Raw genomic sequence first — 13,152 nt, 5'->3', positions numbered from 1 at the left:
GTCAACTTCTAAGCTGATCGTCATGGACTGGTCCATACAGGAAACAGCGCGGATGACGGGGACGACAAGCCGAACGCTGCGTCACTATGACGCAATCGGCCTACTGCCACCGACCTACATTGCCGACAACGGATATCGCTACTACGACGAGACGGGGCTGGTGCGCCTGCAGCGCATCCTCCTGCTCAAGGAGCTGGGAATGCCGTTGAATCGGATCGCGGAGACGCTCGAGGGCACCTCCGACTCGATAGCGGCATTGGGCGAGCATGTGCACAGCCTCGGACGCGAGCGTGCACGAATCGAGAGGCAGATCGCCGCCGTCACCGCGACCATCGCACGATTGGAAGCAGGTGAACCTCTCATGGCAGAGGAAATGTTCGACGGTTTCGACCATCGCAGACACAAAGAAGAAGTCACGCAGCGCTGGGGTCGAGAGGCGTATGAGAAATCAGCGCAATGGTGGGAATCCCTTCCGACCACGGACAAGCAAACGTGGAAAACCACGGTCGAGGAACTCAATCAGGATTGGACCAAGGCCGCCGAGGCGGGGGCTGTCCCAGAATCGGAGAGATGTCAGGTTCTGGCTCAGCGTCACGTCGAGTGGCTGAGGGCCGTTCCCGGGACTCCCGCCAATGACCGGTCGGGAGACCTCGATGGATATGTCCGGGGCCTGGCTGACATGTATGTCAGTGATCCTCGGTTCGCCGCCAACTACGGCGGCGTCGAGGGTGCACAGTTGGTCCGAGCCTCACTCGACCACTACCTCGACGTGAACGCAGGGCAACCGCAGTGATCAGCTGCGGATCTCGAAACGACTGATCAGGAGGACTGCTGCTCCAGGGCTCGCCGAATCTTCTCGGCGGGCCCTGCCAGCTGCTCAGGGGTCTGCATGGGCGCACGATCGGAGATGTCGAAATCGTCCATCGAGTTCGTCGGCAGGACGTGGATGTGCAGATGTGGGACCTCATAGCCGACGACGAGCACGCCGATGCGCTCACAGTCGAGGGCCTCCTTCTGGGCGCGTCCGATCTGCCTCGCCACTGCCATCAGATGATCGAGCAGGTCCTGGTCTGCGTCGATCCAGTGTGAGATCTCTTCCCGGGGTACGACCATGGTGTGGCCCTCTGTCATCGGCGACACATCGAGGAAGGCAACACACAGGTCATCCTGGTAGACGAAAGTGCCCGGAATCTCTCCGTTGATGATCTTGGTGAAGATGGTGGCCATGTCTCATTCCTCCTTGCTGATCCGATGATCACATCGACTCAACCGCCGAGCGCTCGAGCTTGAGCGACATCAACGGAGAAGTCACGTGTCTCGGTTCGTGCGACCTGTCGACTGCTCACGATCGTACCTGTTCGCGAGATGACGAATACTGCGCGTTCGGCCACACCGTGATCAGCATCGAAGACTCCGTAGGACTTCGCCACCTCGCCATGGGGCCAGAAGTCAGAACCCAGATCGAGTCGAAGCCCACGCTCGCTCGACCATGCGGCGAGCGTGTACTTGGAATCTACGGACATGCCGATGATCTCGACGGGTGCGGACTCTGCGGCCAAAGTCTGGCCCAGGTCGTCTAATGTTCTGACCTCATCACCGCATACGGGTGAGAAGGCGAACGGAAAGAAGACGAGGATGACAGCTGACCGGCGAGACGCCTCGGCGAGGTGGATCGTGGACCCGAACTGATCGGGCACACGGAAATCAGGGGCCCGATCACCGGGCCGAAGGATCATGAATAGTTCTTCTTGCCCACCAAGCGGAAGCCAGCCCAGTATTCGGCGGCGCTGACCGTTGAGGTCACGTGCATGCCTGCTGTGGGAGCCGCTTCAGAGATGTCGGCCGGGCTGATGTGGCCGGGGCGGCTTGCCTTGGGAGAGAGAAGCCAGACGACTCCGCCTTCCTTCAATGTGGCCTGCGCGTCGACGAGACCATCAATCAGGTCATCGTCGTCAGAGCGCCACCACATCAGAATGACATCGAATACATCATCGACATCACCGTCCGCGATTTTCTCACCGATGATGTTTTCGATCGCCTGGCACAGGTCCAAGTCGACATCATCGTCGTAGCCGATTTCTTGCACATAGTCTCCCGCAGCCAAACCAAGGTTGTGGCCCAGCTCGTTGGGGAGGGTCGACGTGGAAGATGTCCTTTCGGAAGAGGAGTTACTCATGCCCTTATTGTTCCGTCAAGTGTGCCGGAGGCGCAAATGGCGGCGCGTCTAGACGATGCAATCCACCTCAAAGGGCATCGAAGACCATGAACTCGTCATTGAGATCACAAGATTTCGCCCCAGCGAAGTTCGCGCGGGAGGACTAGGCTGATGGGAGTATCTGGTGGACCCTGGGCTCAATCATGATTTGACCGTCCATTCCACCTGAGCCACAGGATCTCAACACCAACGAAGATCGTGGAGCGGAAGAGAGGACCACACCGTGGACAATCGGAAACAGGGCGGACCGATTCTCAATGGGCTGCCCAGCCAGGTGCCCGACATCGATCCCGAAGAGACTGAGGAGTGGCTGGCCTCGCTGGACGGCCTCATCGACGAGGGCGGACGATCGCGCGCACGCTATGTCATGCTGCGGATGCTTCAGCGTTCGCGAGAGAAGCAGATCGGCGTGCCCAGCCTGACAGCCACCGACTATGTGAATACGATCGGGCCCGAGAACGAGCCCTGGTTCCCCGGGGACGAAGAAGTTGAGCGACGCTACCGGCGGTGGAACCGCTGGAACGCCGCGATGCTCGTCCACCGCGCCCAGCGGCCCGGAGTCGAGGTCGGCGGTCACATCTCGACCTATGCCTCATCGGCCACGCTCTACGAAATCGGACTCAACCACTTCTTCCGGGGCAAGGATCACCCCGGCGGCGGTGATCACATCTTCTATCAGGGCCACGCCTCACCGGGTATGTACGCTCGCGCCTATCTCGAAGGCCGGATGAGCGAACAGGACCTCGACGGATTCCGTCAGCAGCAGTCCCATCTGATCGACGGCAAGCCCAGCGGGCTGCCCTCCTACCCGCACCCGCACCAGCTGCCTGACTTCTGGGAGCACCCGACAGTGTCGATGGGCCTGGGCCCGATGAACGCAATCGCGCAGGCACAGTTCGACAAGTATCTGCACAACCGCGGAACCAAGGACACCTCGCAGCAGCAGACCTGGGCGTTCCTCGGCGATGGTGAGCTCGACGAACCGGAGAGCCGCGGCATGCTCCACGTTGCCGCCTTCGAGGAACTCGACAACCTCAACTTCGTCATCAACTGCAACCTGCAGCGCCTCGACGGACCGGTCCGCGGCAACGGCAAGATCATCCAGGAGCTCGAAGCCTACTTCCGCGGTGCCGGATGGAACGTCATCAAGGTCGTCTGGGGTCGCGAATGGGACGAGCTCCTGGCCAAGGACCGTGACGGCGCCCTGGTCAACCTTATGAATGCCACCCCAGATGGTGACTACCAGACGTACAAGGGTGAGTCCGGCGGATTCGTCCGAGACAACTTCTTCGGTCGCGATCCTCGCACGAAGGCCATGGTCGAGGACTACAGCGACGAGAGGATCTGGAACCTCAAGCGTGGTGGACACGATTACCGCAAGGTCTTCGCCGCATACAAGGCCGCTGCCGAGCACACCGGTCAGCCGACCGTCATCCTCGTCAAGACCGTCAAGGGCTACTCGCTGGGACCGCATTTCGAGGCCCGCAATGCCACACACCAGATGAAGAAACTGACGATCGACGATCTCAAGCTGGCCCGTGATCACTTCCAGATCCCGATCTCGGACAAGGATCTCGAGGAGAACCCGAAGCTGCCTCCGTACTACCACCCCGGGCAGGACGCTCCGGAGATCAAGTACATGCAGGAACGGCGCGCGGCGCTCGGCGGATACTCCCCCGAACGGCGCAGCACCCATATCGATCTCAAGCTGCCCTCCGACAAGGCCTTCGATGCAGGCAAGCGCGGTTCGGGCAAGCAGACGATCGCCACCACCATGGGATTCGTCCGCGTGCTCAAGGACCTGATGCGCGAAAAGGAGTTCGGCAAGCGCATCGTGCCGATCATCCCCGACGAGGCCCGCACCTTCGGTATGGACTCGTTCTTCCCGACGGCGAAGATCTACAATCCGCACGGCCAGAACTACATCTCGGTCGACCGCGACCTCTTCCTCGCCTATAAGGAAGCCACCGACGGCCAGCTTCTCCACGTGGGCATCAACGAGGCCGGCGCCACCGCTGCTCTCACTGCAGTCGGCACCTCGTATGCCACACACGGTGAGCCGATGATCCCGTTCTACATCTTCTACTCGATGTTCGGGTTCCAGCGCAGCGGTGACTTCTTCTGGGCCGCAGGCGACCAGATGGCCCGCGGGTTCATCCTCGGCGCTACTGCCGGCCGAACCACGCTCGTGGCAGAAGGTCTGCAGCACGGTGACGGCCATTCGCACCTGTTGGCGTCGACCTACCCGTCGATCGTGTCCTACGACCCGGCCTACACCTACGAGATCGCTCGTATCGTCCGTGACGGCATCCACCGCATGTACGACCCGGCCGATGAACGCGACCCCAACGTCATGTACTACCTGACGATGTACAACGAACCGATGGTCCAGCCTCCTGAACCCGAGAACCTCGACGTCGACGGTGTGCTCAAGGGCATGTACCTGCTGTCGAAGGGTCCGGACAACGGTGGCCCGAAGGTTCAGCTCATGGCCTCCGGAGTCGGTGTCCCCTGGGTCCTCGAGGCCCAGGAGCTGCTGGCCGAGGACTGGGGCGTATCTGCCGATGTGTGGTCGGTGACGTCATGGACCGAGCTGCGTCGCGATGGGCTCAAATCCGAGGACGACCGGCTGCTCAATCCGGATGCCGAGGCCCGTGTGCCCTACGTGACTCAGAAGATGGCCGAGGTCGAGGGGCCCGTGGTGGCAACCTCGGACTTCATGCGCGCGGTACCGGATCAGATCCGGCAGTACGTGCCCAGCCACTTCACGTCACTGGGCACCGACGGCTATGCGATCTCGGACACACGTCCGGCTGCTCGCCGCTACTACCACGTCGACGGACCCTCGGTCGTGACTCAGGCCCTGATCTCTTTGGCCGATACCGGGGCGATCTCGATCGACAAGGCCGCCGAGGCGGCTCGGAAGTACCAGCTCGACGACGTCACCGCTGGCACCTCGGGATCAACCGAAGGCGCGGGCGCCTGATCGCATCGCGCTAGACGGCGGATTCGACGCTGAGCTCGACATCGCTGTGAGTATGGCCGGAGTTACTAAGACTCCGGCCATACTTGTCTCAAACGACAAAAACTTGTGTGTCGCGCACAAGCGAATTGTGCTGAAGCGTTTAAAGTGGAGTCCATGACAACTGACGCCGAGACGCTCCGGCGCCGCGCTGAGACGGCACGTCGTCTCCGGGCCGGAGTGGGAGTTCTTTCCACTGTGACCCTGCAGAGACTCGAAGCTCGGCTTCCCTGGTACCGCAGCATGTCACCCTCCGATCGTTCCTGGGTCGGACTGTTGGCACAGTCTGGCATCTCCTCCTTCATCGACTGGTATCGCAAACCCGATACGGATCTGCGGGTCGTCAGCGAGATCTTCAAGTCCGCGCCCCGCGACCTCATCCGTGCCATCAGCCTGCAGCAGACGCTTCAGCTGCTCAAGGTTGTCGTCGAAGTCGTCGAGGAACGGGTACCCGACATAGCGCGAGCGGTCGAACAGCCAGCCCTACGGGAGGCCGTTCTCGTCTACTCCCGTGAGATCGCTTTCGCCGCGGCAGACGTCTATGCCCGAGCCGCCGAGGCCAGGGGCAGCTGGGACGCCCGCCTGGAGGCCATGGTCGTCGATGCTCTGGTCCGCGGTGACTCCGTGGAGGAGTTGGCCAGCCGTACGGCAGCCTTCGGTTGGCAGTCTGAAGGACCTGTCAGTGTGCTCGTCGGACGGGCCCCGCAGCGGTCGGCCAAACGCGGCCTCGACGTCATCCGCCGCAAGGCTCGCAAATGGGCCGATGATGCCCTCGTCGGCATTCACGACAACCGACTGCTCATCGTCCTCGGCGGTGCCACCGAACTCGACACCGCCGTTGAGGACCTCTCCGATTGCTTCGGACCCTCCGAGGTCATCGTCGGTCCCAGCGTTCCATCCCTGGCCGAGGCCGCCACCTCGGCGAAGGCAGCGATCATGGCACTGAAGGCAGCCACCGCCCGTCCCGACTCCCCGCGCCCGGTCAGGGCCGAGGAACTTCTCCCCGAACGCGCGCTGGCCGGGGACGCCGTCGCCCTGGGAGAGCTCATCAGCCGCTACTACGAACCCTTGACCTCGGGGACGGGACAGCTGCTCAAAACAGTCAGTGCCTACGTCGAATTCGGTTCGTCCTTGGAGGCCACGGCCAAGGCACTATCCGTCCACCCGAATACGGTGAGATACCGACTGCGGAAGATCACCTCGGCGATCTCACTCGACCCCACCGTCTCCCGCGACGCCTTCGTCATCCACATCGCATTGGTCTACGGGCGACTGTCAGATGCCGGGCTATTGTCGAACACCGACAAAACACACTGATCTGTACGATCCATCCACTAGATTGAACACCGAAGTCGAGCGAAAAGAGAACTGAGTGCTAGCAATCACCTGCCCGGGCCAAGGTGCCCAGAAGTCGGGCTTTCTGAGTTCCTTCCTGGAACTTGATGCGTTCGCCGCACAGATCGACGAACTCTCCTCCGCATCCGGGATCGACCTGCGCCTGCACGGAACCGAATCCGATGACGAGACCATCAAGGACACAGCCCTGGCGCAGCCGCTGCTCGTCGCGTCAGCAATCGCGTGCGCAGCCGAACTCGGAGTCAAGGCCGACTATGTCGCCGGACACTCAGTCGGTGAGATCGCGGCAGCACAGATCGCTGGGATCTTCACAGCGACTGATGCCATGCGATTCGTCTCCGTCCGTGGTGCTGGCATGGCATCCGCCGCCGCCCATACACCAACGGGAATGTCAGCCGTCGTCGGCGGCGACCCCGAGGACGTTCTGGCCGCGATTGAAGCTGCCGGGGCAAGCCCGGCCAATGTCAACGGCGGCGGGCAGACCGTGGCAGCAGGATCGAAGGAGAGCCTCGACAAGCTGGCCGAGAACCCTCCGGAGAAGGCGCGTGTCATCGCCTTGCCTGTGGCCGGTGCCTTCCACACCGATTTCATGGCTCCAGCGACCGCTGAACTGGCCGCCACCGCCTCGGCGCTGGAGATTTCCGACCCGGGCCCGAAGATCCTCAGCAACTCCGACGGCACCGTCGTCGAGAATGGACAGGACTACGTCGGCCGTCTCGTCAAGCAGGTCACCAACCCGGTCCGCTGGGACCTGTGCCAGGAGACCCTGCTGAACGCGGGCATCACCGGAATGATCGAACTCGTCCCCGGTGGAACTCTCACCGGCATTGCACGACGCGCCATGAAGGGCGTGGAGACATTCGCCATCAAGTCCGCCGCGGACCTCGACGGAGCGCGCGAGTTCGCCGCGGCCCACGCCTGATCATCAAAGGAAGACCATCATGCCAACACTGAAGACCGCAGAAACCGGAAGCTTCTCCAAGATCATGGGCATCGGCGCCTACCGCGCCGAGAACCTCGTCACCAACGACGACATCGCCGGACCCATCAACTCCTCCGATGAATGGATCCGCCAGCGCACCGGCATCATCACCCGCAGACGTGCCAGCAAAGATGTCGGCGTCCTCGATATGTGCGAGGAAGCCGCACTTGAGGCCATCGCATCTTCTGGCCTGAAACCCGAGGACATCGGCGGCATCATCATCGCCACCGTGACCTTCGAGTACTTCACGCCTTCGGCAGCCGCGGCACTGACCGATCGCCTCGGAACCGGCCATATTCCGGCCTGGGACATCAGCGCCGCCTGCGCCGGCTACTGCTACGGCATCGGACAGGCCGACGCTCTGGTCCGCTCCGGGGCCATGGACAACATCCTGGTCATCGGCGCCGAGAAGCTCTCCGAGGTCATCGACCCGGAGGACCGTTCGATCTCCTTCATCCTCGGTGACGGAGCCGGCGCAGTCGTCGTCTCGTCCTCCGACGAGCCGGGCATTTCGAAGACCGTCTGGGGTTCGAAGGGCGAGAACTGGTCGACGATCCGCATGACCGAGTCCCTCTATGACGTCCGCGATGACCGCGAGACCCCATTCCCGACTCTTCGACAGGACGGACCGACCGTCTTCCGCTGGGCAGTCTGGGACGGCGCCGAGGTGGCCAAGGAAGCGCTTGCCGAATCCGGCATCGAAGCCTCCGACCTGGCTGCGTTCATCCCCCACCAGGCGAACATGCGCATCATCGACGAACTGGCCAAGCAGCTCAAACTGCCCGAGTCAGTCGTCATCGCTCGAGATATCGCTGACAACGGCAACACCTCTTCGGCCTCGATTCCCTTGGCCACCGAGCGTCTGCTGCGCGAACAGCCAGAACTCAGCGGAGGATTGGCACTCCAGATCGGCTTCGGAGCCGGTCTGGTCTTCGGCGCGCAAGTGATCCGTCTCCCTTAAACGGGTTCATTCACGGAAAACTCTCCGTGAATGTCCTAAGATATTCGGCGGGACACTCGTCGAAAAGTTCCTCAACCGGTCGAACAACCCTCGGCTGACACTAGAAAGTAGGAAAGAAATGGCATTCACCGAAGCTGAAGTCCTCGCTGGACTGGCAGAGATCGTCAACGAAGAAACCGGTTTGGCTGTGGAAGCAGTCGAGGCCAACAAGTCCTTCACCGATGACCTCGACATCGACTCCATCTCGATGATGACCATCGTCGTCAACGCTGAGAAGAAGTTCGGCGTGAAGATTCCGGATGACGACGTCAAAGACCTCGTCACCGTCCAGGACGCTGTTGACTACATCAACAAGGCTCAAGAGGCCTGAGAAACTAGCCGTACACGGCCCGTCCACCGACGGGCCGTGTCCACACTATCGACGAGGTTTGTACCATGACACCTAAAGTTGTCGTCACCGGGATTGGTGCGGTAACCCCATTGGGCGCGACGGCCGATGCCACGTGGCAAGCCATACTGGCCGGCAAGTCCGGCGTCCACACAATGGACAATGATTGGTCCGAGAAGTACGGCCTCGCCGTCGACTTCGCAGCACAGGTCGACCCACAGGTCGTGCCCGAGAATCTCAAGCGCGTCCAGGCCAAACGCCTCGACCCCTCCTCCCAATTCGCACTGATCTCCGCCCGAGAGGCCATGGCCGACGCCGGCCTCGAGGAAACCGACCCGGACCGCACCGCAGTCTCCTGGGCGACCGGAATCGGCGGAGTCTGGACACTCCTCGACGCCTGGGACACGCTCCAGGAAGAGGGACCGCGCCGGGTCATGCCTCTGACCGTGCCGATGCTCATGCCCAACGGGCCAGCAGCAGCCATCGGCATGGAGTTCAAGGCCCGTGCCGGTGTGCAGACTATGGTCTCCGCATGCGCCTCTTCGACCGAGAGCCTGGGCCACGCCTATGACGTTGTGGCCTCCGGTCACGCCGATATCGTCATCGCTGGTGGCTCCGAAGCCGCGATTCACCCGATCACGATCGCTTCATTCAACTCGATGCAGGCACTCTCACGTCGCACAGATTCCCCCGAGACGGCATCACGCCCATATGACATCGGTCGCGATGGGTTCGTCATGGGTGAGGGTGCAGGCACTCTCATCCTGGAGACCGAAGAGCATGCCAAGGCTCGCGGCGCGAAGATCTACGCCGAGGTCTCCAGCTGGGGCATCTCAAACGACGCTTACCACATCACCGGTGGCGAACCCGGCGGTCAGTACGCACTGCGTGCGATGCAGAGTGCACTGGACAATGCGGAGCTCAGCCCCGCAGACGTCAAGCACGTCAATGCCCACGCCACGTCGACGCCGGTGGGCGACATCCCGGAATCCCTGGCAATCAGTCAGCTGTTGGGCTCTCACGTCGGAGATGCTCTCGTCAGTGCGACCAAGTCGATGACCGGTCACCTGCTCGGCGGAACGGGTGCAGTGGAATCGATCCTCACGGTCAAGGCTTTGGAGACTCGCACTGCTCCCCCGACGATCAATATCGAGGAAGTCGACCCGGACGTCGTGGGCATCAACATTGTTCGCGACACTCCAGCAGAACTTCCCGCCGGAGACATTGCGGCGATCTCGAACTCGTTCGGCTTCGGCGGCCACAATGCCGTCGTCGCCTTCAAGTCGGTGTGATTCAGCGATAGCGCTTCTCGAAGCGGCGTTGTTGCTGTGCTGGCCCATCTCAACCAGTACAGCCTCTCAATGACGATCAGATCAGGCCCCAGCAAACGTGCTGGGGCCTGATCTGTGTCTGGAGCGGAGTTGAACGAGGCTCTGGCAGCGTTGAACTCGAAGCGTTGCCTGTTCTCGCATTCGAATACGACTATGGGCACACCCGAGGTAGGAAGGTGTGCCCATAGTCGTTTCCCGCAGCTTCTGGGACGTCATCGGATGAACGCCGTAGGAAGCTCAGTGAGAGTCTCAGCCGACCTTTGTCAGCCAGCGCACTGGTGCGCCCTCGCCAGCGTGGCGGAAGGCATCAAGCTCCTCGTCCCAGGCTTCGCCCAGGGCCAGCGCCATCTCAGTGGAAAGTTTGATCGGATCGCCGGAGGCGCGTTCCATGACGGAGCGGATGCGATCTTCGGGAACCAGAATATTGCCGGCAGAGTCGGTGACCGCGTGGTAGATGCCGAGCTCCGGAGTATGACTCCAACGGCCTCCGTCGACTCCGACAGATGGCTCCTCGGTCACCTCATAGCGCAGTGAGTCCCATCCGCGAAGTGCGGATGCGATGCGAGCACCAGAACCTGCTGGCGCACGCCAGCAGACTTCGGCGCGCACAAGACCTGGCGCTGCCGGCTGGGGTGTCCAGTCGAAGCGTGCCTGTGCACCGATTGCCCCGCCCGCTGCCCATTCAATATGCGGGCAAAGCGCGCGAGGTGCTGAGTGGACGAATAGTACGCCCTGTGTCATATCCATTTGTGCCTCCTACCTCGGATACGTCTTCCCCTACGATCCGAAAGGAGGTGCTAGAGCCAATGATAGACGAGTTTTTCCTGTGCGCCAAGCACCGAAAGACCTGGTGGCGTCGCGTGTAGTCGAGGTCTGCACGAGGACGCGATGGGAGCGGGACGGCCGACGGCTCGCTTCTCGGACGCCGAGGGCCGTTGGGGCCCAGCTACCTTGTGCTCTACGATTGCGCCATGGCGGAAGAGAACTATACAACGACCACCGTGCGCATGTTCCCGGACTACGCTGACACTGTCCTGTGGCTCGTCTTCCCAATTGACTATGAGGACACCGGCCTGTCCCCGGACCTGATTTCTCAGCTCGACGCCTGGGAGCAGTCGTACTACGATGCGTTGGATGCCGACTTCGACTGGAAGTCAGCGAGGGAGGCTCGAGCTTTCACGCAGTCAGGCATCGATCTGGCCGGACAGGTCGCGAACGAACTCGGCGAGGAATTCGTTGTCGAATTCGCCTCGTACGAACATCACGCACCGACGTACACGGTTCAGAGCCGCAGGCCAGCAGACAACGACGAGGCTTTTGCCGCATTTTCCACCATCGTAGCCAGGCTGGAAGCTGAGAACGAACGTGCGGCACAGCTGGTGGCTGAAGGCGGTCCCGATGGCGAGTTCACGGCATTCGCGCCACTTTCCGGCAATGTGTTTATTCCGGAGAGGCAAGCCCCTCAAGCAGATGATCGTGACTGACGCGGTGTTACGCAGATCCTATTGGGATTGTCGGAATGCGCGGATCTCGGTCACGCCTTCATCCGTGTCAGTACTGGTGGAACCGTCCCTGATGTAACCCGTTTTGGGATAGAAGGCGTGCGCACGTGGGTTTGGGTCCGCGACCCACAGAGACGCTGCATCTTTGGGAACGACTACTGCGTCCCGGAGTTGGGAACCTGCTCCTCGCCGTGGATCGATTCGTAGGTATAGAGGACGAAGAGCTCCAACTCGCCTCGACGGTCCTCGTCGTCTTATGACACGGCCATCGAGATACCTTCGATCTGAGGATCTAGTTCAGCTACTGCGACTCTGCATCTGTCCCGATACTCGTGACGACTTCCGGGTATGCGGGAAGTGTGGTGTTGGCTTCGAGCAGCATAAAATCGACAAGCTAATAGAGGATCAGGCTTTGCGTCCCTGCGCTACCTTGCGCAGAGATGGCAACGTGGGTATTTCCATCCACCACTTGAGGCCGTCCTCGGTGCAGGGGACTTCTATGGCGCCGAGGCTAGCCACCACCCCGTGGTAGGCCTTGGCATTACCGGCCGACATGTAGCCGAGTCGCTTGCCTTGGCGACTGGCAACGGTCACAGCGTTCGAGTCAACTGGGTTAGTCGGTTCGGCTTGGATCACCACGCTTCCGGGGTGTCTTGTCCGCCTGTACTCATCGGTGCAGTAATTGCCCATGCCGACGATCTTTATCTATCGTTTTGGCAGGTCGGGGAAGCTGGTGGTCTTGCCGAGGTCCACTGTGGGGCCGACCTGTGGCGTGAGGTTTGTGTGCTCTCGGGGCCGGGGGTTCGGTGGTCCGGTACGCCGCGGTGCTGGCGCTTGGGTCGTAACCGTGTAGGCGTTGGTTACTTTAGGTTCAGGGGGTGGCTTGGATTCGATCCTGGATCCTTGGGCGAAGATGCTTTTGAGCCTGTCAATGAGTCCCATGATTGCAGTGTAGACGGCTGTAGACGACGGCATGGTCGACGCCGCAAGAGAAGGGCCGAAGAACTGGGCAAATGGCGGGCCCGAACTGACAGCGACCGTAATCTGGTCTGAGCATATGGCTTCTTCAAAGCAGCGGGTATGTCCGAAACTCAGGCGAGATACGATGTCGCTGGCTTGAAGGGGACACTGGCACAAACGGAACACCGCACCTCGACCGTTGCGATATTCAACCGGAACGAGTTTTCGCAGTCGGTACGAGTCGAAGCTCTCCCCGCACCGCTGTCATGCACCGATGCTATAGCAGTGGTGCCCCCGGTCGGACTTGAACCGACGACCAAGGAATTATGAGTTCCCTGCTCTGACCAGCTGAGCTACGGGGGCGAGCAGAAATAAGATTAGCACCAACTGATGGCCCGGACCCATTCGGCTCACACGCAGCGCAGCCTTTGGAGC

The 13,152-nt window shown here is 61.3% G+C and carries 13 protein-coding genes and 1 tRNA gene; 8 read left to right on the top strand and 6 right to left on the bottom strand.

The window, feature by feature from the left end:
* The first annotated feature begins 22 nt into the window (after window positions 1–22).
* Window positions 23–793, top strand: coding sequence for a MerR family transcriptional regulator (locus LQ788_RS10390; protein WP_231440735.1), 771 nt, complete (start codon window positions 23–25; stop codon window positions 791–793).
* 26 nt (window positions 794–819) lie between these two features.
* Here LQ788_RS10390 and LQ788_RS10385 read toward each other — a convergent pair whose 3' ends face one another.
* The 3 genes from LQ788_RS10385 to LQ788_RS10375 are packed head-to-tail and all read right to left on the bottom strand — an operon-like array spanning window position 820 to window position 2,176.
* Window positions 820–1,227, bottom strand: coding sequence for an HIT family protein (locus LQ788_RS10385; protein ID WP_231440734.1), 408 nt, complete (start codon window positions 1,225–1,227; stop codon window positions 820–822).
* Between the two features lie 38 nt (window positions 1,228–1,265).
* The gene (locus LQ788_RS10380; protein WP_231440733.1) at window positions 1,266–1,736 is read right to left on the bottom strand and encodes a peroxiredoxin; all 471 of its coding nucleotides are present in this window, start codon (window positions 1,734–1,736) and stop codon (window positions 1,266–1,268) included.
* On the bottom strand, window positions 1,733–2,176 hold the full coding sequence (locus tag LQ788_RS10375) for a DUF3052 domain-containing protein (protein WP_231440732.1): 444 nt from the start codon (window positions 2,174–2,176) through the stop codon (window positions 1,733–1,735). Before LQ788_RS10375 ends, LQ788_RS10380 begins: the two co-directional genes overlap by 4 nt.
* 262 nt (window positions 2,177–2,438) lie before the next feature.
* Between LQ788_RS10375 and aceE the strand changes: the two genes are divergently transcribed.
* The 6 genes from aceE (at window position 2,439) to LQ788_RS10345 (ending at window position 10,216) form a co-directional block, all read left to right on the top strand.
* On the top strand, window positions 2,439–5,201 hold the full coding sequence (gene aceE, locus LQ788_RS10370; RefSeq protein WP_231440730.1) for a pyruvate dehydrogenase (acetyl-transferring), homodimeric type: 2,763 nt from the start codon (window positions 2,439–2,441) through the stop codon (window positions 5,199–5,201).
* 153 nt (window positions 5,202–5,354) lie between these two features.
* Window positions 5,355–6,554, top strand: coding sequence for a PucR family transcriptional regulator (locus LQ788_RS10365; protein ID WP_231440728.1), 1,200 nt, complete (start codon window positions 5,355–5,357; stop codon window positions 6,552–6,554).
* 55 nt (window positions 6,555–6,609) lie between these two features.
* The gene (locus LQ788_RS10360; protein ID WP_231440726.1) at window positions 6,610–7,515 is read left to right on the top strand and encodes an ACP S-malonyltransferase; all 906 of its coding nucleotides are present in this window, start codon (window positions 6,610–6,612) and stop codon (window positions 7,513–7,515) included.
* Window positions 7,516–7,534: 19 nt separating this feature from the next.
* Window positions 7,535–8,536 carry a beta-ketoacyl-ACP synthase III gene (locus LQ788_RS10355; RefSeq protein WP_231440724.1) on the top strand — a complete coding sequence of 334 codons (1,002 nt, stop codon included), beginning with the start codon at window positions 7,535–7,537 and terminating at the stop codon, window positions 8,534–8,536.
* A gap of 118 nt (window positions 8,537–8,654) precedes the next feature.
* Window positions 8,655–8,906: an acyl carrier protein gene (locus LQ788_RS10350; protein WP_009882400.1), complete on the top strand. Its 252-nt coding sequence runs from the start codon at window positions 8,655–8,657 to the stop codon at window positions 8,904–8,906.
* Window positions 8,907–8,971: 65 nt separating this feature from the next.
* Window positions 8,972–10,216: a beta-ketoacyl-[acyl-carrier-protein] synthase family protein gene (locus tag LQ788_RS10345; protein WP_231440723.1), complete on the top strand. Its 1,245-nt coding sequence runs from the start codon at window positions 8,972–8,974 to the stop codon at window positions 10,214–10,216.
* Window positions 10,217–10,504: 288 nt separating this feature from the next.
* Here LQ788_RS10345 and LQ788_RS10340 read toward each other — a convergent pair whose 3' ends face one another.
* On the bottom strand, window positions 10,505–10,996 hold the full coding sequence (locus tag LQ788_RS10340; protein WP_029416787.1) for a DUF3145 domain-containing protein: 492 nt from the start codon (window positions 10,994–10,996) through the stop codon (window positions 10,505–10,507).
* A 230-nt stretch (window positions 10,997–11,226) separates the two neighbouring features.
* Between LQ788_RS10340 and LQ788_RS10335 the strand changes: the two genes are divergently transcribed.
* Window positions 11,227–11,739, top strand: a complete 513-nt coding sequence (locus LQ788_RS10335) for a hypothetical protein (protein WP_231440721.1) — start codon at window positions 11,227–11,229, stop codon at window positions 11,737–11,739.
* A gap of 423 nt (window positions 11,740–12,162) precedes the next feature.
* Here the strand turns inward: LQ788_RS10335 and LQ788_RS19960 are convergent, their stop codons facing one another.
* Window positions 12,163–12,447, bottom strand: coding sequence for an HIRAN domain-containing protein (locus tag LQ788_RS19960; protein ID WP_394801303.1), 285 nt, complete (start codon window positions 12,445–12,447; stop codon window positions 12,163–12,165).
* Between the two features lie 556 nt (window positions 12,448–13,003).
* Window positions 13,004–13,080 (bottom strand) — tRNA-Ile (locus tag LQ788_RS10330).
* Window positions 13,081–13,152 lie beyond the last annotated feature (72 nt).

It is taken from the genome of Brevibacterium zhoupengii, from assembly GCF_021117425.1.
Classification (GTDB): Bacteria; Actinomycetota; Actinomycetes; order Actinomycetales; family Brevibacteriaceae; genus Brevibacterium; species Brevibacterium zhoupengii.
Note: the sequence above shows the minus strand (reverse complement) of the source record. Positions and strands in the feature narration are given on the sequence as shown.

What these genes read in the sequence shown, in the direction of transcription:
- LQ788_RS10385 (WP_231440734.1), bottom strand. Translation starts at nt 1,227, where the DNA reads ATGGCCACCATCTTCACCAAGATCATCAACGGAGAGATTCCGGGCACT.
- LQ788_RS10340 (WP_029416787.1), bottom strand. Translation starts at nt 10,996, where the DNA reads ATGACACAGGGCGTACTATTCGTCCACTCAGCACCTCGCGCGCTTTGC.
- LQ788_RS19960 (WP_394801303.1), bottom strand. Translation starts at nt 12,447, where the DNA reads ATGGGCAATTACTGCACCGATGAGTACAGGCGGACAAGACACCCCGGA.
- LQ788_RS10390 (WP_231440735.1), top strand. Translation starts at nt 23, where the DNA reads ATGGACTGGTCCATACAGGAAACAGCGCGGATGACGGGGACGACAAGC.
- LQ788_RS10350 (WP_009882400.1), top strand. Translation starts at nt 8,655, where the DNA reads ATGGCATTCACCGAAGCTGAAGTCCTCGCTGGACTGGCAGAGATCGTC.
- LQ788_RS10355 (WP_231440724.1), top strand. Translation starts at nt 7,535, where the DNA reads ATGCCAACACTGAAGACCGCAGAAACCGGAAGCTTCTCCAAGATCATG.
- LQ788_RS10380 (WP_231440733.1), bottom strand. Translation starts at nt 1,736, where the DNA reads ATGATCCTTCGGCCCGGTGATCGGGCCCCTGATTTCCGTGTGCCCGAT.
- LQ788_RS10365 (WP_231440728.1), top strand. Translation starts at nt 5,355, where the DNA reads ATGACAACTGACGCCGAGACGCTCCGGCGCCGCGCTGAGACGGCACGT.
- LQ788_RS10375 (WP_231440732.1), bottom strand. Translation starts at nt 2,176, where the DNA reads ATGAGTAACTCCTCTTCCGAAAGGACATCTTCCACGTCGACCCTCCCC.
- LQ788_RS10335 (WP_231440721.1), top strand. Translation starts at nt 11,227, where the DNA reads ATGGCGGAAGAGAACTATACAACGACCACCGTGCGCATGTTCCCGGAC.
- LQ788_RS10345 (WP_231440723.1), top strand. Translation starts at nt 8,972, where the DNA reads ATGACACCTAAAGTTGTCGTCACCGGGATTGGTGCGGTAACCCCATTG.